General features: G+C 61.9%; 15 protein-coding genes and 1 pseudogene. 7 read left to right on the top strand and 9 right to left on the bottom strand.

Annotation, left to right across the window (positions count from 1 at the left end):
* Positions 1-286: 286 nt before the first annotated feature.
* The 5 genes and pseudogenes from MF410_RS11595 to gmk all read left to right on the top strand — a co-directional run bounded on the left by MF410_RS11595 (position 287) and on the right by gmk (position 4,874).
* Positions 287-523: an acyl carrier protein gene (locus MF410_RS11595; protein ID WP_003547058.1), complete on the top strand. Its 237-nt coding sequence runs from the start codon at positions 287-289 to the stop codon at positions 521-523.
* A gap of 92 nt (positions 524-615) precedes the next feature.
* Positions 616-1,877: pseudogene (fabF, locus tag MF410_RS11590) on the top strand (beta-ketoacyl-ACP synthase II).
* Positions 1,878-2,063: 186 nt separating this feature from the next.
* Positions 2,064-3,302, top strand: a complete 1,239-nt coding sequence (gene mltG, locus MF410_RS11585) for an endolytic transglycosylase MltG (protein WP_097627274.1) — start codon at positions 2,064-2,066, stop codon at positions 3,300-3,302.
* 18 nt (positions 3,303-3,320) lie between these two features.
* Complete coding sequence (locus MF410_RS11580) at positions 3,321-4,208, top strand: YicC/YloC family endoribonuclease (protein ID WP_097626943.1); 888 nt, start codon at positions 3,321-3,323, stop codon at positions 4,206-4,208.
* 3 nt (positions 4,209-4,211) lie between these two features.
* Complete coding sequence (gene gmk, locus MF410_RS11575; RefSeq protein ID WP_003587504.1) at positions 4,212-4,874, top strand: guanylate kinase; 663 nt, start codon at positions 4,212-4,214, stop codon at positions 4,872-4,874.
* Between the two features lies 1 nt (position 4,875).
* On the opposite strand, the gene rsmA is transcribed toward gmk, so the two are convergent.
* The 7 genes from rsmA to MF410_RS11540 form a co-directional block, all read right to left on the bottom strand.
* On the bottom strand, positions 4,876-5,703 hold the full coding sequence (gene rsmA, locus MF410_RS11570; protein ID WP_097626945.1) for a 16S rRNA (adenine(1518)-N(6)/adenine(1519)-N(6))-dimethyltransferase RsmA: 828 nt from the start codon (positions 5,701-5,703) through the stop codon (positions 4,876-4,878).
* Positions 5,703-6,731, bottom strand: a complete 1,029-nt coding sequence (gene pdxA / locus MF410_RS11565) for a 4-hydroxythreonine-4-phosphate dehydrogenase PdxA (protein ID WP_097626947.1) — start codon at positions 6,729-6,731, stop codon at positions 5,703-5,705. Before pdxA ends, rsmA begins: the two co-directional genes overlap by 1 nt.
* 6 nt (positions 6,732-6,737) lie before the next feature.
* Entirely contained in the window at positions 6,738-7,682 is a 945-nt protein-coding gene (locus MF410_RS11560; protein ID WP_097626993.1) for a peptidylprolyl isomerase, read from the bottom strand.
* A gap of 165 nt (positions 7,683-7,847) precedes the next feature.
* Entirely contained in the window at positions 7,848-10,175 is a 2,328-nt protein-coding gene (locus MF410_RS11555) for an LPS-assembly protein LptD (protein WP_097626995.1), read from the bottom strand.
* Complete coding sequence (gene lptG, locus MF410_RS11550; RefSeq protein WP_097626997.1) at positions 10,175-11,263, bottom strand: LPS export ABC transporter permease LptG; 1,089 nt, start codon at positions 11,261-11,263, stop codon at positions 10,175-10,177. Before lptG ends, MF410_RS11555 begins: the two co-directional genes overlap by 1 nt.
* Entirely contained in the window at positions 11,260-12,441 is a 1,182-nt protein-coding gene (gene lptF, locus MF410_RS11545) for an LPS export ABC transporter permease LptF (protein ID WP_097627275.1), read from the bottom strand. The genes lptG and lptF overlap by 4 nt, the downstream gene beginning before the upstream one ends.
* Before the next feature lie 100 nt (positions 12,442-12,541).
* Positions 12,542-13,315 carry a phosphatase PAP2 family protein gene (locus MF410_RS11540; protein WP_097626999.1) on the bottom strand — a complete coding sequence of 258 codons (774 nt, stop codon included), beginning with the start codon at positions 13,313-13,315 and terminating at the stop codon, positions 12,542-12,544.
* A 144-nt stretch (positions 13,316-13,459) separates the two neighbouring features.
* On the opposite strand from MF410_RS11540, the gene MF410_RS11535 reads away from it, so the two are divergent.
* Positions 13,460-14,950: a leucyl aminopeptidase gene (locus MF410_RS11535; protein ID WP_097627002.1), complete on the top strand. Its 1,491-nt coding sequence runs from the start codon at positions 13,460-13,462 to the stop codon at positions 14,948-14,950.
* Positions 14,950-15,399, top strand: coding sequence for a DNA polymerase III subunit chi (locus MF410_RS11530; RefSeq protein WP_097627004.1), 450 nt, complete (start codon positions 14,950-14,952; stop codon positions 15,397-15,399). The genes MF410_RS11535 and MF410_RS11530 overlap by 1 nt, the downstream gene beginning before the upstream one ends.
* A 132-nt stretch (positions 15,400-15,531) precedes the next feature.
* On the opposite strand, the gene MF410_RS11525 is transcribed toward MF410_RS11530, so the two are convergent.
* Positions 15,532-16,458: a Gfo/Idh/MocA family oxidoreductase gene (locus tag MF410_RS11525; protein ID WP_097627006.1), complete on the bottom strand. Its 927-nt coding sequence runs from the start codon at positions 16,456-16,458 to the stop codon at positions 15,532-15,534.
* 114 nt (positions 16,459-16,572) lie between these two features.
* Complete coding sequence (locus MF410_RS11520; protein WP_097627008.1) at positions 16,573-18,615, bottom strand: prolyl oligopeptidase family serine peptidase; 2,043 nt, start codon at positions 18,613-18,615, stop codon at positions 16,573-16,575.
* Positions 18,616-18,640: the final 25 nt, after the last annotated feature.

The following is an 18,640-nucleotide window of genomic DNA, read 5'->3' as shown; positions in this document are numbered from 1 at the left end:
AACGACAAACCGCTGGCATGGGAGTATTTCCGCCAATAGCATGTTGAGCAATCACGAACCGTTGATTTTCTCGCTTTGCGGCGGACCTAAAGCATGTTAAGCGGGCCATGACTGTCAACAGTCGTCCCGAGAAAGCAGACGGACCGGCGGGCTTTTCGCAAGCCTGGGACATCTCTGAAGCCGGGTAAACGAGTTTGCCGAGGATGTCTGAAAACATCGCAGGCTGAAACAGGGTAGGGGTGCCGCAACGGCATTCCGATCAGGACATAAGGTCGAGGAAACCGACATGAGCGATATCGCAGAACGCGTAAAGAAAATTGTTATTGATCATCTTGGCGTCGATGCCGACAAGGTCGTCGAGAGCGCCAGCTTTATCGACGATCTAGGCGCTGACTCGCTCGACACGGTCGAACTTGTCATGGCTTTCGAAGAAGAATTCGGCGTTGAAATTCCTGACGACGCTGCCGACTCGATCCTGACGGTCGGCGACGCCGTTAAGTTTATCGAGAAGGCCCAGGCCTGATTCTGTAATTTCGATAAAGGGCGGGCCTGGAGTTCGCCCTTTTCTTTTCGGCCTATTTCTCCATAGAACATAACAGACGGGGAAAGCACGCGATGAGACGTGTCGTCATAACAGGTACCGGCATGGTATCACCCTTGGGATGCGGAACCGAGGTGACGTGGTCCCGGCTGCTTGCCGGTCAGAACGGCGCCCGCCTCGTCACCGAATTCGAGGTCGACGACCTTCCCGCCAAGATCGCCTGCCGTATTCCGATTGGCGACGGCACCGACGGCACCTTCAATGTCGATCAGTGGATGGAGCCGAAGGAGCAGCGCAAGGTCGATCCCTTCATCATCTACGGCATGGCTGCCGCCGACATGGCGCTTGCCGATGCCGGCTGGCATCCCGAGACCGATGAGGACCAGATCGCTACCGGCGTGCTGATCGGCTCCGGCATCGGCGGCATCGAAGGCATCGTCGAGGCAGGTTACACCCTGCGCGACAAGGGCCCGCGCCGCATCTCGCCTTTCTTCATTCCGGGCCGCCTGATCAACCTCGTCTCCGGCCAGGTCTCGATCCGCCACAAGTTGCGCGGACCCAATCATTCGGTCGTCACCGCCTGCTCGACGGGCGCGCATGCGATTGGCGATGCCGCGCGGCTGATTGCGCTTGGCGACGCCGACGTCATGGTCGCCGGCGGCACGGAATCCCCGTCAGCCGCATTTCGCTCGCCGGCTTTGCCGCCTGCAAGGCGCTGTCGACCCAGCACAACGACGACCCGCAGAAGGCCTCGCGCCCCTATGATCGCGACCGCGACGGCTTCGTCATGGGCGAGGGCGCCGGCATCGTCGTGCTCGAGGAACTGGAACATGCCAAAGCGCGTGGCGCCAGGATCTACGCCGAAATCGTCGGCTACGGCCTGTCGGGCGACGCCTATCACATCACCGCGCCGTCCGAAGACGGCGAGGGCGCCGGCCGCTGCATGGCGATGGCTCTGAAGCGCGCCGGGCTGACCCCGGCCGATATCGATTATATCAACGCTCACGGCACCTCGACCATGGCCGACACGATCGAGCTTGGCGCCGTCGAGCGGCTGGTCGGCAATGCGGCATCGAAGATCTCCATGTCCTCGACCAAGTCGGCGACCGGACACCTTCTTGGTGCTGCCGGCGCGATCGAGGCGATCTTCGCCACGCTCGCCATTCGCGATAATGTCGCGCCGCCGACGCTCAACCTCGACAATCCCGAACGCGAGACGGCGATTGATCTTGTTCCGCACAAGGCGCGCGAACGGGAAATCAATGTGGCGCTGTCCAATTCGTTCGGATTCGGCGGCACCAACGCGTCGCTCGTCCTGCGCCGTTACGCGCAATAGAGTCTCGTACGCGCGGTGTAATGGGTGTCCCTTACACCGCAAACCGGGCCGGTCCTTCACATTGCGTAACAGCGTGTGCGGGAGCATAACGGCCGGCAGCGGCGCCATTGAACGGCGGCAGAACCTGCTTTTGCCGCATTGCTTCGCGAAATAGCGAAGTGAGGGTCAAGTTTTAGAGGATTGCCGGTGAGCGATACGACGAACCAGAGCAACGATACCCCGCAGGGCGAGAACGGCCGGCAAGCGCAGAAGGGACCGATCATCCCGAAGTCGCCGAGCGAAGCCTTGCGTCCCGAGCGCGTTCCGGAGCCGCCTAAACGGTCCAAGAAAGCCCGCGGCCAGGTCGTTCTTTTCCTGAACTTCATCATGACGATGGCGGTGCTGGTCTGCGTCGTGGCCGTCATCGGCTTCTATTACGCCACGTCGACCTACCGGAACCCCGGTCCGCTGCAGACCAACACCAACTTCATTATCCGCAACGGCGCCGGTCTCGCCGAAATTGCCTCCAATCTCGAGCGCAATGCGATCATCAGCGATGCCCGCATCTTCCGCTATATCACGGCAACGCATCTGTCTGCCGGTGAGAGCCTGAAGGCCGGTGAATATGAGATCAAGGCCAGAGCTTCGATGAGCGATATCATGGAGCTTCTGAAGTCGGGCAAATCCATTCTCTATTCCGTTTCCTTCCCCGAGGGCCTGACGGTCCGCCAGATGTTCAACCGCATGCTGGAGGACCAGGTACTGGAAGGCGACCTGCCGGCCGCGCTGCCGGCCGAGGGCAGCCTGCGCCCCGATACCTACAAGTTCTCGCGCGGCACCAAGCGCTCGGAAATCATCCAGCAGATGGCGGCGGCACAGCAGAAAATCGTCGATCAGATCTGGGACAAGCGCGACTCCTCGCTGCCGCTGCGATCCAAGGAAGAGTTCGTCACGCTCGCCTCGATCGTCGAAAAGGAAACCGGCGTTGCCGACGAACGCGCCCATGTCGCCTCCGTTTTCCTGAATCGGCTGGGCAAAGGTATGCGCCTGCAGTCCGACCCGACGATCATCTACGGCCTCTTCGGCGGCGACGGCAAACCGGCCGACCGGCCGATCTACCAGTCGGACCTGAAGCGGGAAACGCCCTATAATACCTATGTCATCAAGGGCCTGCCGCCGACGCCGATCGCCAATCCCGGTAAGGATGCGCTTGAGGCCGTAGCCAATCCCTGGAAGACCCAGGACCTCTATTTCGTCGCCGACGGCACCGGTGGCCATGTTTTCGCAGCGACGCTCGAGGAGCACAATGCCAACGTCAAGCGCTGGCGCAAGCTCGAAGCCGACAAGGGCTCGGACCCGAACATCGCGGTCGACGGCCAGCCTGAGGAGCAGCCGGCGGATGACGGCGCTGCTGTCACGCCGCCGAAGAAAAAGAAGATCAACTGATAGCTTCTGGAGGCTCGTATGGCTTTGCAGTCCATGACCGGTTTTGCGCGGCGCGAGGGAACGAGCGGCCGCTGGCGCTGGGCATGGGAACTGCGCTCGGTCAACGGCAAGGGCCTCGACCTGCGGCTGCGCCTGCCGCCCGGCCTCGAGCGCATGGAGGCGGACGTCCGCCGCCTTGCCGGCGAAAGCTTCAGTCGCGGCAATCTGCAGGCATCGCTCTCCGTCACCGCTGACGAAAACCGCTTCGAGGCCGTGCTGAACAAGGAAGCGCTTGCCGCCGTACTTGCCATGCGCGAGCAATTGGACGGGATAATCGATCCGGCGCCGCTGAAGCTCGATACGCTGCTTCTGGTGCGTGGCATCGTGGAATTCCGCGAAAGCGAGGATGGCGAGGAGGCGCTTGCCGCCCGTGACGCCGATATCACTGCCGGCCTTTTGGCAGCACTTGCCGATCTGAGAGCCATGCGCGAACAGGAAGGCTCGGCGCTGACCCGCATTCTCCTCGACCATATGACGACGGTCGAAGGTCTGACGCGGACGATCGAGGCCGATCCCTCGCGCTCGCCGCAGGAGATCGCCGCACGGCTTGCCGGTCAGGTCGCCTTGCTGATGGACGGCATGGCCGCGCTCGACCGCGACAGGCTGCATGCCGAATCCGCGTTGCTCGCGACCAAGGCGGATCTGCGCGAGGAAATCGATCGTCTGAAGGCGCACGTCGCCGCGGCGCGCGATCTCCTGGTGAAAGATGGCCCCGCTGGACGCCGGTTGGACTTCCTTGCACAGGAATTTAACCGCGAATCGAATACCATCTGCTCGAAATCGAATGCCTCGGCGGTCACCGCCGCAGGCATCGAGCTGAAAGTTGTGATCGACCAGTTCCGCGAGCAGGTCCAGAATTTGGAGTAGGACATGAATCCGGCGAAATCCTCGCCCGTCCAGATCGCCCGCCGCGGTCTGATGCTTGTCATCTCGTCGCCGTCGGGCGCCGGCAAGTCCACCATCGCGCGCACGTTGCTGGAGAAGGACAGGCAAATCGGCCTCTCCGTCAGCGTCACCACGCGCCAGCGCCGCCCGAGCGAAATCGAGGATGTGCACTACCACTTCAAGAGTGTGCGCGAGTTCGAGCGGATGCGCGATAGCGACGCGCTGCTCGAATGGGCCGAGGTGCATGGCAATTTCTACGGCACGCCGCGCGAGCCTGTCGAGCAGGCCATGGCCGAGGGCCGCGACATGCTCTTCGATATCGACTGGCAGGGCGCCCAGCAATTGCAGGAGAAGATGTCGGCCGACGTCGTCTCGATCTTCGTGCTGCCGCCGACGATGACCGAGCTGCAGTCGCGGCTGCACCGCCGCGCCGAGGATTCCGAGGAGGTCATCCAGACGCGCCTCGCCAACAGCCGCGCCGAGATCGCCCATTGGCGCGAATATGACTATGTCATCGTCAACGACGACCTCAACGCCGCCTTCGACGCCGTCCAGTCGATCGTCAAGGCCGAACGCCTGCGCCGCGACCGCCGCCATGGGATGTTCGATTTCGTCCGCGAGCTGCTGGAAGAGACACCGTCGCTTTAGTCTAAAGGCTATTTGCTAACAGGCAGAATTCCTCGACTGACAGGGTTTCCGCCCGCCGGGCCGGATCGATTCCGGCCTTGACGAGCAGCCTCTCGCCGCCGAGCGGCTTCAGGCTTTGGCGCAGCATCTTGCGGCGCTGTCCGAAGGCCGCCTGCGTTACCTTTTCCAGATTGCCGACAGCGCAGGGGATGGGGTTCTCACGCGGCGTCAGATGCACGACCGTCGACGTTACCTTTGGTGGCGGCGTGAAGGCTTGCGGCGGCACATCGAAGGCCATGCGCGCCTGTGTCCGCCAGCCGCAGAGCACACCGAGCCGGCCATAATGGTCGTCGTCTTCAGAGGCGACGATACGCTCGCCGACTTCCTTCTGAAACATCAGCGTCAGCGACTGCCAGAATGGCGGCCAGGCCTTCGGCAGCAGCCAGTTGACCAAAAGCTGCGTGCCGACATTGTAGGGGAGGTTGGCGATGATCTTGACCGGGCCTTCCGGCGCCAAGGCCTCGAAGTCGGTCTTCAGCGCGTCGCCTTCGATCACCTCGAGCCGGCCGGGATAGTGATCAGCGATCTCGGCGAGCGCCGGCAGGCAGCGCGTATCCCGCTCGACGGCGATGACTTTCCGGGCGCCGAGCGCCAGGATCGCCCGCGTCAGCCCGCCGGGGCCGGGGCCGACTTCGAAGATGGTCGTCTCTTCGAGGGCACCCGCCGTGCGGGCGATCTTCTGCGTGAGGTTGAGGTCGAGCAGGAAGTTCTGCCCAAGCGCCTTGCGCGCATCGAGGCCGTGACGCTGGATGACGTCGCGAAGCGGCGGCAGGCCATCGAGTGTTGCCATCAGCGGTGGCTTTCCGCAGTGCGGCCAAGCTGGGCGGCGAGCTTCAGCGCTGCAACGAGGCTCTGCTCGCGCGCCAGTCCCTTGCCGGCGATGCCGAAAGCGGTGCCGTGATCCGGCGAGGTGCGCACGAAGGGAAGCCCGAGCGTGACGTTGACGCTGTCGTCGAAACCGAGTGCCTTGGCCGGGATCAGCGCCTGATCGTGATACATGCAGACGGCGACGTCATATCGGGCCCGCGCCTCGTCATGGAACATCGTGTCGGCGGGCAGGGGGCCGATCGCATCGATGCCCTCGTCGCGCAGGCGCTGGATCGCCGGGCGAATGACATCCTCGTCCTCCCTGCCTATCGTCCCGCCTTCGCCCGCATGCGGGTTGAGGCCGGCAACCGCGAGCCGCGGCGCCGCGATGCCGAAACGCTGCCTCAGGTCTTCATGGGCGATCCGGCAGGTTTCCACGATCAGGTCGCCGGTCAGCGCCTGCGGCACGTCCCGGACCGGAATGTGGATGGTGACGGGAATGGCTCGAAGCTTCGGTCCCGATAGCATCATGACGGGCGTCACCGGCCTGCCCGTCGCCCTGGCGGCGAGATCGGCGAGAAATTCGGTATGGCCGGGAAACCGGAAACCGGCCTCGTAGAGCACTGATTTGGCGATCGGGTTGGTGACGACCGCGAGCGCCTCGCCGATGATGACAAGCGAAACGGCTTTTTCGATCGCCGCGATCGTGCCCTTCGCCGTTGCTGCATGCGGCTCGCCGGCAACCACCTCGATACCGGCAGGCACCGTCATGACGGGCAGCGCATCGGCAAACATACCGGCAGCCTCGCTGGTTTTTTCAATCTCGCGGATCGAAACCGAAAGGTTGAGCTGGCGGGCTCGCAACGCCAACACCTCGGGATCGCCGATCAGGAAGAAAGGCGGCAGCCCGAGTTCACGCCGCCGGAGCCAGGCCATCAGCGTAATATCCGGCCCGATGCCGGCGGGGTCGCCCTGGCTCAGCGCAAGCGGTCGCGAAAATGGTATCGTCATCGCAGGTCAGCGATAGGCGATCTGCGCCTTTTTGCGCAGTTCATCCAGGTACTTCTTGCTGTTTTCGTTTTCCGGGCTGGCGTCCTTGCCGCCCTTGGCCTTGCCGAGATCTTCCTGGCGGAAGACCATTTCGGCAGCCTGGTCGTCGGAAACCTGGCGCTGGCTGCAGATCGCCAGATATTCGACGCCCTTATCGGTGACGCGGGTCCCTGTCGTATTGCCCTTGGCCTGCTCGACCAGCGGCTTCCAATCCGGCGGGATTTCGGGCGCGAGCATCCGTCCGAGATCGCGCACGGAAACGTCACGCATCGTCGCGGCAAAGACCTTTGCCTGGTCGCAGCCCGGAAATTTCGAGCGCGACGCCTCGGCCTCGCCCTTGCGCTTGCCGGTGATGGCGTTGCGCTTGGCTTGCGGGATGACGAAGATGATCTGCTGCAGCATATATTCGGTCGTCACCGGCTTCTGCTTGTTGTTCTGCATCATGCGCGAGACGAGATCATAGTTCGACAGCCGCGAGGTCGAACCGTAGCGCGCGTTGACGACCCGCGGCCAGCTCATCTGCACGGCAATGAAACCCTTGAAATGGTCGACGCCGACGCCGGCGCGATCGAGGATCTGCGACATCTGCTCGACGGAAAGTTTGTTGCCGGCCGAAAAGCGCGCGAAAGACGCATCGACGTCCTGCTGCGAGACCGACATATGGACGCGGGAGACCTCCTGCCGCTTGAGCGTTTCGTCGATCAGTTGCTCCTCGGCAGCCTTGGCATCGGCCTTGGTGTGCTGAAGGCGCAGGAAGGCCTGGCGCTTGGCGACGTCGCCGCTGGTGATGGCGGTGCCGTTCACCACGGCCTTGACCTCGCTTGCGGCAAATGCCGGAGCGGCAACCCCCGTCAGCAAGGCAAGCGCTGCCCCGGCAAGGAACTTGGTTATGGCTTTTTTCGCGTCAATCATCTGTTGACCTCCCGATAGCGCCGCGAGACGTCGTTCGCGGCGTTTTTTATCACAGTGCGAGACACGCGGCGAAACCCCTATGCCTCAGATACCGACTGGCGGCAATGTCCTGCACAGGCATACGGCGAAAGAATGGCTTCAGGCCATGTTTGCGCCGGCCGCCCGTCACTCAAGGGTGTCTGAACCGATCTTGATATCGCCGAGCGTTCGGAAGGTCAGCCGTGCGCCGATCGTCCAGTCGCTGGCCGACTCGTCGTCGGAGTCCCGGGTATCGGTATAGGCGATCGTGAAGATCGTGCATTCGTCCTCATAGGAGAGACCGAGCGTCCGGCGGCTGAGCACATCATTGTTCAGATCCCAGGCGATGCCGCCGAAGATCGCCCAATAATCCTTGAATTTGACTTTGCTGCTGGTCTGGATTTCGTCGTTGTCCTCGGCAAAGCCATAGGCCGGCTGGGCGCTGAGATGGGTGTAGGTCACCTGCGTCTGGAAGGTGTCGTTCTGGTAGGCCGTCGTCAGGTCGCCGCGGCGGAACTCGAAATCCTTCTCGTCGAGGCGGTAGGAGGCCGCGACGGAAACGCCGTATGGTGTTTCGACGCCGCCAAGGCCGACATAATCGGAACGGTCGGTTTCCAGGCCCGAATCCGCGCCGACATTGACGAGATCATCGGTGGCAAAGGAGTTCTGGCCGGCAATCTGATAGGATTGGCCGAAGATGCCGTGCAGTTTGTAGCCGCTGTCGAACGTCCCGGTATACTGGATGCCGACATTGGCGCGGGTGCCGCCTTCGACGCGGTCGTAGCCGGAGAACTTATCGCGATCGAACAGCGAGGTGGCGTCGAAGACGAAGCTCTGTGCATCCTCGTTCGGCAGCCGGCCGGCGAGCTGCTCGTCGGGGCGGGCATAGATCTGTGCGATAGGTTCGAGAATATGGGTGCTGTTCTCGGTCGTCATCAGGATCGGATAACGCAGCTCCAGCCCGGCGGTGAACATCGAGCGGGTGGCGGAATTGTCGTCGAGATAGTTGCCGGTGTAACCCGTGGGGTTGTCCATATTGAGCGCGAAAGCGTCGCCGCGGGCGGCCAGAAGTGGCGTGATCACCAGGCCGGTCGGCGTGACGTAGGTGCGCTTCCACTGCAGTTCGGCCGTCAGTCGCGAGGTCTGTCCCTTCAGGCCGCGGAAGCGGTCGAAGCCGTCGACGGTATAGAAGTCGTCATGAGTGCGCGAAATATTCGTCAGGTTGACATCCGCCGACAATTCGCCGCCGGCCAGCGGCTGCGGCGCCACATAGTGGTAGTCGAGCGCCGGATAGACGATCGCCTGCTGCTTTTCGGCCGTGTTCTTCCGATCGGCATCCTGGACGTCGAAATAGAACGCCCGCATGTCGAAATAATTGCGTTTCCCAAGTCCGGTCAGGTAGATCTGGTTGGTGCGATCCGTGCCGGTGAAGTCCTTCAGCTTATAGGTCTTCGAGAAATTGTTGTCGCTCTGCACCATGACGTCCCAGCCGAACGTCCAGCGCGGATTGATACGGAATTCGGCCTTCGAGGCGACCATGCCACGCCGACTGGCTTCGGCATCGCTGGTGCCGGAGCTGAAATTGTCCGGCTTTGCCTGATCTATGCCGGCGACGCGCAGGATATGCGTGCCGTTTTCGAAGCGCTGGCGGAATTCGCCTTCGACGAGGAAGCCCTGGGCGGTGTAGCCGGTCGTGGTGACCGTCGCGTCCATGCTCGGCGAGATCACGTAGTAATAAGGAATAGAAAGACCGAAGCCGAGATTCTGCGACAGGCTCATCGTTGGGAAGAGAAAGCCTGACTTGCGCTTCACCGTATTGTCGGGGACCTCGATGAAAGGCACGAAGGCAATGGGGTAACCGAGCAGCTCGAAGCGCGCCCGCTCCAGACGGATCGTGTGGGTCACGCCGTTCTGAATCACCCGCTTCGCCTTGACCTGCCAGAAAGGCGCGCGCTTCGGATCTTCGGCGCAGGGAAGGCAGGCGGTGTAGACGCCCTTGTTGAGAATCATCATCGTGCCGCCGACACGCTGGCCGCTTTCGGCGACGATACGCGTATTGTCGGAGGTTTCAATGCGCAGCGAGTTCAGGAACCCGTCGGCGAAATTGTCGGTCACGTCAAGGTTGTCCGCATAGATGCGGTTGCCGTCCGGGCTGACCAGCTCGACGTTGCCGAGCGCCATCATCCGGCCGGTCTTCTGATTGTACTCGACCTTCTGCGCGACCATTTTGTAGCCGGCATAGTTGATCTGCACGCCACCGATCGCCGACACCAGATCGGCGTCACGGTTGTAGACGAGTTCATTGGCCGAAAGCAGAAGCTTGGCCCCTTCCGGAATATTCTTCCCGATATCTTGAGCGGACGTATTGGCCTGGCCGTAGGAGACCGGGACACTGCCGAAATAGGAACATAGAGTCGCGCCGACGAGCAGGGCAACCAACTGTTTACTAAAATACTTGCGGTCGCCTGCCGCCACTAGCCGTCCTCCTGATGAAGCAGAATAGTCGCACCCAAGGCCAGCGCGACGATCACCGGTATCCACGTCGCCACGAAGGGGGGCACAACTCCACTGCTTCCGAATGCCTTTACAAGCACGGTGATGACATAAAGCATGAAGCCCGAGAGGATGCCACCCAGAATCACGGAGCGGGATTGGTTGAACCGGCTAAATTTTAGGGACACTGTTGCAGCAATGAAAGTCATTGCCACCAGCAGCAGGGGCTGGGACAACAGGGAGTTGAATTGCGTCTCCAGCGCCTTGGTCGAGATGCCGAAGGATTTGGCCGCGGCAATGCGGTTGGAAAGGTCAAAGAAACCAATTGTTTCCGGCGCTGTCAGCCGCTCCTGGACGAAGTCCTGTTTCAGATTGGTGCGAAGTTGAACCGAAGCTTTACGCACGGGGATTTCGCCAGGCTTGCGCTCGACAACGTTGTTAAGTTGCCAGTAACCATCTTCCAATTTTGCCGTCGCGGCGTCCTGTCTCAGAATGACCTGACCGCTTGAATCGAAATGGATCAACACGGCGTCGATCAGCTTGGTTCCGTTCTCCTGAACCGTGTGGGCGCCGATGATGACATCGTCCCGGCCGCTGATCTGGCGCAGCCACGGAATCTGCGGCGCCTTGCGCAGAACGGCGTTTTCGCCGCGCCAGTCGGATTCGACAAGCAGCGCCTGGCGCTGCCCCCAGGCGGCAAGCGGATTGAGCGCTGTCATCGTCAGTAGGCCAAGTATCAGCGAGCCGGCGATGAAGGGGAACATGAACTGCCAGACCGAAATGCCGGCAGCGCGCGTGACGACGAGCTCATATTTGCGGTTGAGCCCGATCAGCACCGTCATGCCGACGAACAGCGCGATGAAAGGCACCGTCTGCTGCAGGATCAGCGGCAGGCGCACGGCGGTCATCAGGATGCCGCCGCCGATCGTGTAGCCGGGTAGGCCGGACATGCGGCCCGCCGTCTCGCTGAAATCGAGCAGGAAGGAAATCGCCGAGACGCCGATCAGGAACCAGCCCATCGTCACCAGGTAGCGGCGAAAGAAATAACGCGACAATGTCCCGAATATCATTGGGCGGCGTCTCCGCCGGCCCTGCCGGTTGCGGCCAGCAGCCTTTCCTGCGTCCGTCTCCAGAAAGACGACATCCGGTCGCGAATGAACGAGGGTACGGCCAGTCGTTTGTGCAGGCCGAGGAAGACGATCGAGATGATGCTGCTGACGATCGGTATGGCGTAGAGAACGACGATATATTCAGGATCGGTGTCGATCTGATTGGCCGCGTAGAATGCCGCCCAGCGCAGCGCGAAGGCATAGGCGAGCGCGCTCACCATCGGATGCAGTCGCGCTTCGCGGTGCGAGCGCGCATCGCCGGCGATTGCCAGCGAAAACAGCGCGAAGACGACAGGCAGGATCCAGTCCGTCAGCCGGCGATGCAGTTCGGCGCGGTAGCTCTGCGGCCGGATCGTATAGTCCTTGTCGGCCGGATCCGGATTGAGCAGGAACCACAGGTCGCGGTCGCTGGCGCGCAGCGTCGCCTGGCCGCGATTCTCCGTCATGTCCGAGAGGTCGAAGGAATAGGAATCGAAATTGATCACCGAGACATTGCCGTCGGGCGTTTTACGGTGAACCTCACCTTCATGCATGATCAGCGTCGTGCCCGTATCGTCGACGGCGCCTTCCTTCGCATAATAGATCAGCTCGTAGGCCGGATCGCGCTCGTCGGCGACGAAAAGGCCCTTCAGCATGCGGCCGGCCATCCGCTTCGAGATCTGCACATAAAGGCCTTCATCAAGCTTGCGGAAGGTCTTTTCCTCGATCACCGAAGACAAGAGGTCGGCATAGGTCTCGGCGATCATCTGGCGCACGACGGTTTTGGCGCGCGGCTCGACGACGTTGTCGACGAAGAAGGAAAAAACGCTGACGACGGCGGCAAGCAGCAGGATCGGGCGGATCAGCACGCTGCGCCGCGCCCCGGCCGCGTCGATAACGGTGAGCTCGGAATCGTTGTTCATCGTCGTCAGCGTCTGGGTGATCGCGATAACGAGGGCGAAGGGCAGGACAACGGGAATGATCGACGGCAGAATCATCGTCGCGAGCTTGGCGAACGAGCCGATCGACTGGCCGCTGTCGGTGACCAGGTTGATGCGCTGCAACACCTGAGTTGTCCAAATGATCGCCAGAACGGGCAGGAGCGCCACGAGAAACATCTGGCCGACGCGCCGTAATATGTATGTCTCGAGTAGTTTCATGCCTGCCCTTGAAAGCACCTGCACGCCCAAACGGCTTTGCAGGAGAAACCCTCTACGCTCTTTGTCGCGGTTTTGCGACAAGCTGGTGTCAAAAATTCATTCAATTTTCAGAATTTTTTTGATGCTGTTGCGACTCGGTTAATGCCAGCAACGCGGCGAAGACGACAAGCGACGAAAGCCATCCGAGAACGACGTCGGACAGGTAGTGCGCCCCGAAGGATAGCCGCATCGCAGGCGTCAGGATCGAGACCGCCGCCAGCGGTGCTGCCACTGCATAACGCAAGGATTTCGGAACGAAGAGCAGAAGGCAGAAAAGCCAGCCGGCGCTTGCTGCCTCGCCAGAGATGAAAGAGCAGTTCGAAACGCATTTTCCGGCAAGCGAACCCGCCTCGACGAAATGCAGCGCGCCGCCGAAAATGTCCGTCTGTATCGGTCGCGGCCGGCCCCAATGTTCCTTCAGGATGACATTGACGAGCAGCACCGGTCCAATCAGCAGCGTTCCGAGCGCGACTTTCAGCTTGCGCGCCCGTCCGACGTTGAAGGATGCGCCATGCTGCTGGTGGCATTCGATGAGCTTCCACACCATCACGATCGCCACGACATAGGGCAGGCGGAAGAAGACGGTGCGCAAGAGGTCGAAGTTTCCCGAGTCGCGATAGGGAAATCCGCCGCAGACGCTGCCGGCCGCGGCAGCCGCGTCGCAATCCGTACGCAAGAAAAAAAGCTGGGAAAAATAGATGTCTATCCCGGGGAAGGCGCGGAAGACGATCAGCAGTGCCCACCACGTCCAGAACAGCAGCATGAAGGCGCCGAAGGTCGTTTGCGGCAGGCGGATTATCGGACCCCGCGGGCGATTTTTCGAGGAAACTGTCAACGCGAATAACTACGAAACTGACGAAAACATGAGGGCCTTGATGGCCGCGGGCGACCATAACAATTGTCGCAAGCCATTGACAGACCCGCCAAACGCGAAATTATCCGCGGCGGACGGATTTCAAAGAATCCCAGCGGAGAAGACATGTCAGCAAAGTTCGAAATCTCATTTTCAAAGTCGGCGAAGCTCACTGGCGGCCTGGCGATCCTGTTGAAAACCACAGAGGCCGACAGCGCTGCGGGCGCCGAAACAGTCGATCCGGCAGGCGTGATCGCCAAGGCCGCCCGGATCGCCCGATTCTCCGCGAAATCCATGAGCGCGCTCGATATCGTCGCTCCGGAAGGCGCATCCGTCGAGCGCATTGTCGTCATCGGGCTCGGCAAGGCCGCCGACCTCACCGCCCATGATTGGCTGAAGGCCGGCGGTACCGCGGCAGCGAGAATCAAGAATACCGACAAGGCCGCCGTCTTCATCGACGTGCCTGGCCTTCAGACGAGCGCGCGGGCAGCCGCCGATTTCGCCCTCGGCATGCTGCTGCGCGCCTATAGTTTCGATAGCTACAAGACGAAGAAGAGCGACGACGAGGAAAAGACGGGCAAATCGGTCAAGGTGACGATCGTCACCGCCGATCCGGCCGGCGCCAAGAAGGCGTTTTCCGATTCCGAGGCGATTGCCGGCGGCGTCAATCTTGCCCGTGACCTCGTCAACGAGCCGCCGAACGTGCTGGGCCCCGTCGAGTTCGCCGCCAAGGCGAAGGAGCTGGAAAAGCTCGGCGTCGAAGTGGAGATCCTGACCGAGAAGGAGATGCGCCGTTTCGGCATGGGCGCCCTTCTCGGCGTTGCCCAGGGCTCCGTGCGCCCGCCGCGCCTGGCGGTGATGCAGTGGAAGGGCGGCAAAGCCAAGGATCGTCCCGTCGCCTTCATCGGCAAGGGCGTCGTCTTCGATACCGGCGGCATTTCGATCAAGCCTGCCGCCGGCATGGAGGACATGAAGGGCGATATGGGCGGTGCGGCAGCCGTCACCGGCCTCATGCATGTGCTCGCCTCGCGCAAGGCCGCCGTCAACGCCGTGGGCGTCATCGGTCTGGTCGAGAACATGCCTGACGGCAACGCCCAGCGTCCCGGCGATATCGTCACCTCGATGTCAGGCCAGACGATCGAGGTGATCAATACCGATGCCGAAGGCCGTCTCGTGCTCTGCGATGCGCTCTGGTATTGCAACGACCGTTTCAAGCCGCAATTCATGATCAATCTCGCCACGCTGACCGGCGCGATCGTCGTCGCGCTCGGCAATGTGCATGCCGGCCTGTTTTCCAATGACGACCAGCTTTCCGCTCAGCTGACGGAAGCCGGCCTTTCCACAAACGAGAAACTCTGGCGCATGCCGCTCGGCAAGGACTACGACAAGCTGATCGACAGCAAGTTCGCCGACATGAAGAACACCGGCGGCCGGCAGGCAGGCTCGATCACCGCTGCGCATTTCATCAAGCGTTTCGTACAGGACACGCCCTGGGCGCATCTCGATATCGCCGGCACGGCGATGGGCTCGCCGCAGGACGAGATCAACCAGTCCTGGGGTTCAGGTTTTGGCGTGCGCCTGCTCGACGAGCTCGTTCGCGCCCATTATGAATCCTGATGACGGACGTTCTCTTTTATCATCTGACCGAAACCAGGCTGGAAGACGCGCTTCCGCCGCTGATCGACAAAAGCGTCGAGCGCGGCTGGCGCGTCGCCGTCCAGACGCGCGAGCCAGCGCGGCGCGATGCTCTCGACTCGCATCTCTGGACGTTCCGCGAGGAGAGTTTTCTGCCGCACGGCACCGATGAGGGGGATTTCGCCGAAAGCCAGCCGGTGCTTTTGACGGTGACCTCAGGCAATGCCAATGCGGCGACCGTGCGTTTCATCATAGACGGCGCCGAGCCGCCGCCGGTCGATGCCTATGAACGCGTCGTCTTCATGTTCGATGGTCACGACCAGGTGCAACTGGAGGCCGCCCGGGCGCAATGGAAGAAGCTGAAAGGCGAGGGGCATAGCCTCACCTATTGGCAGCAGACGCCGGAAGGGCGATGGGAGAAGAAGGCCTGAGCGTTTCACCGGACATACCGACAATCGGCGCCGGTATGGCGCCGATTGTCGGCCTCCGAAAAACCTGACCTTACTGCGGGTCTTGTTGCTCAGCCTGCAAGCCTAAGAAGGCGTCGCAACGCCGCCGACGGCTCAGTCGTGGAACGCGTCCACGAATTTCCGCTTGCCGAGCATGAAGGCGTCGGCGACGTGGCGCAGCGGCGCGAGATCCACATCCGACGTGCCGGCTTTAATGATTTCGGCGAAGCGGCGATAGAGCGAGGGATATTCCTGCTCCGGCTCGGCGAAGGTCAGCGTGCCGTCGATGGAAAGCTTGGCGCCGCCTTCGGCGAGAACCATCTGGCCGGCCGCGGTCTCCGCGACGATGTCCCAGCTCTGCTTGCCGGTCTGGCGCCAGTCGAATTCGGCATGAACCGGCAGGCCGTCGGCATTGCGGAAGCGAATGTCGGACGCGATCGGCGCATCGCGGTTTTCAGGAAATTCGAGCACGGCCTCGGTGATGAAGATCGGCCGCGGCAGGATATGGGTGACGATCGACAGCGCGTTGATGCCGGGATCGAAAACCCCGAGGCCACCAGCCTGCCAGATCCAGTCCTGGTTCGGATGCCAGTGGCGGACATCTTCCTTCCAGATCACATGCACGCTTTTGATTGTCGTCGCAGCCAGAAACGCCTTGGCGGCCTCGACGGCCGGCGCATAGCGCGAATGCCAGCTGGCAAACAGCGACGAACCCTGTTTGCTCGCAAGCGTCTCGAGATCGGCCACTTCGCTCAGCGTGGCACCCGGCGGCTTTTCCAGGAAGACGTGCTTACCGGCGACGAGCGCCTTATAAGCCGCTTCGTAGCGATATTGCGGCGGCATGCAGAGCGACACCGCATCGATCGACGGCTCGGCGTCGAGCATCGCCTCGATCGTCGTATAGCTGTTGATGCCTTCGACCGTGCCGTGGCGGCTTGCCGTGGCGACGAGCTTGAAATCGGCGTTCTTGGCGATGGAAGGGAGGTGCTGGTCGCGGACGATCTTGCCGACGCCGACGATGGCGAGGTTGATAGGAGACATGGTTTCGCTCGAGCCTGTGAAAAGTATGATTTATTGCGCTTCTTTTAGCAGAAAGGAGAGCGCCGACAAGCTCTCCCCTTCATTCTCTTCTATCCTACCGCATGATGGCTCGTCTTACCTCATGATAGTTTGGCGAAGGAAGCTGTAACCCATGGCCGCCCGGGCGGCGCGCTCTTCGGAATTGCCGTCGCCGCCATGCCCGCCCGAGCCGAACTCATGGAAGAGCGGCCGGTGTCCGGCTTCCTCCAGCCGCGCGGCGAAGCGGCGCGCATGCGAGGGATGCACCCGGTCGTCATTGGCGGAGCTTTCGATATAAATCGGCGGATAGGAGACCTCGGTTGCCGGCCGGACATTATGGAGCGGCGAGTAGCCGAGCATGAAATCCCGGTCGGCTGTTATCTCCGGATCGCCGTACTCGTCCATCCAGGCCTGGCCTGCGCTGAACAGGTGGAAGCGTGTCATGTCGAGCACCGGCACCTGGCACCAGACGGCGCCGAAATCCTCCGGATAGCGCGTCAGCATCACGCCGGTTAGCAGGCCGCCATTGCTGCCGCCTTGGCAGGCGATGCGCGACGGCACGGTGTAGCCGCGGGCGACGAGATCGCGGGCGATGGCGACGAAATCGGCAAACGCCCGGTCTCGCCCCTGCCGTTTGGCGCTGCGATACCAATCGGGGCCGAATTCGCCGCCGCCGCGGATATAGGCCTGCACATAGGCGCCGCCCTGTTCCAGCCAGCGTCCCGTCACGCCGGAATAGGTCGGCGACAGCGAAACATCGAACCCGCCATAGCCGTAAAGCAGCACCGGCAGCGCGCCCTTGGTCCAGTGTTTCGGTAGGATCAGCCGGTAGGCAACCCTGGTTCCGTCTTCGGAAACCGCCTCCAGCAGTTCGGATGACATATCGGCCGCATCGAAATAACTGGGCGCCCCAGCGATGAAAATCGGCTCGGCCTCCTTGCTGCGATCCGACAGCTCGAGCCGGTAACAGGCCGGCGGCTGCAGAAAGCCCTGGCCGATGATGCAGAGCGTATCGTCGCCAAGATGCAGATCCGCATAAAGCGGCCTGAAATGAGCCGTCTGCATGTCGGCCGGCAGCGCGATCTCGCGCTGTTCGGCATCGGGCTTCGTGAGATCCAGCACCATGAGGCGCGGACGCAGCCGGTCTGAAATGATGAAGACACACCACTCGCGCATCAGCATCATCTGCGAGATCGACTGGCCCTCGTCAGGCCGAAACAGGATCCGCTCCGGCCCGAGCGGAACTGTCTGCGAGCCGGGATCGAAGCGCTGCAGCACGAGACTGCCGGTGGCAACGCGCTCATCGGTCTTTGCCCGCCAGAGGCAATGATCGTGATTGAACTGGAAGTCCGCCTCCTTGGGCAGATCGATGCGCCGCTGCGTGCCGTCGACGGCGGTCAGGAAAGCGCTGGCGACGCCGATCTCATGGGCGGTGACGAAAATGTCGATCAATCCGGCATCCGCCGAACCGCCCGACAGGGAAGGGTCGATAATGAGATTGAAGCCATAGACGTCTTCATCCGCGGCTTCGAACATGACGGCGGCATCCTCCGGCCGCTGCCCGCGCTTCAATCGCCGCCCGACCCGTGGCCATCCGGAGCGGGTCGCCGAAAATCGATCGATGGAGCCGAAATAGCAGATCTCGTCGCGGCTCAGCCAATTGGCATGCGATCGTGCAGCCGGTGTGTCGAAACCGCCCTCGACGATCTCTTTCCTCTCGGCGTCGAATTCGAGCAGCCGAAGAAGATCCGAGCCGCCGTCCGAAAGCGTGAGCAGCACTCGCGTCGGCTCCCACGGGCAGGTGACGACGCCGCGCCAGTTCCAGCGCTTGCCTTCACGGATGCAGAAGGCATCGAGATCGAAGACCTGTTCCCAACCGGCGTCCGGCAGCGGCTCCTGGTCGGCAGGCAGACGGAGCCAGACGCCGAGAGGATTATCCTTGCTCTGCCGGAAATCGAACAGCCATGCACCGCGGCGCATCGGCACGATCAGCCTGTCCTGCCGCTCGATCAGCGCCTTGATCGCATCACGATCCCTGGCAAATTCGGCCGTTCTGAACGCCGCGTCCGAAACCCGGTTATGCTCGTCGATAAACTGGCGGGTGCGCGGATCGTCGTCCGTTTCGAGATGAAGGTTCATAGCTGACCTGCCGGTTCGTTGACGT

Source organism: Rhizobium sp. C104, assembly GCF_022354505.1.
Taxonomy (GTDB): Bacteria; Pseudomonadota; Alphaproteobacteria; order Rhizobiales; family Rhizobiaceae; genus Rhizobium; species Rhizobium redzepovicii.
This window is presented reverse-complemented; position numbering and strand designations above follow the sequence as displayed.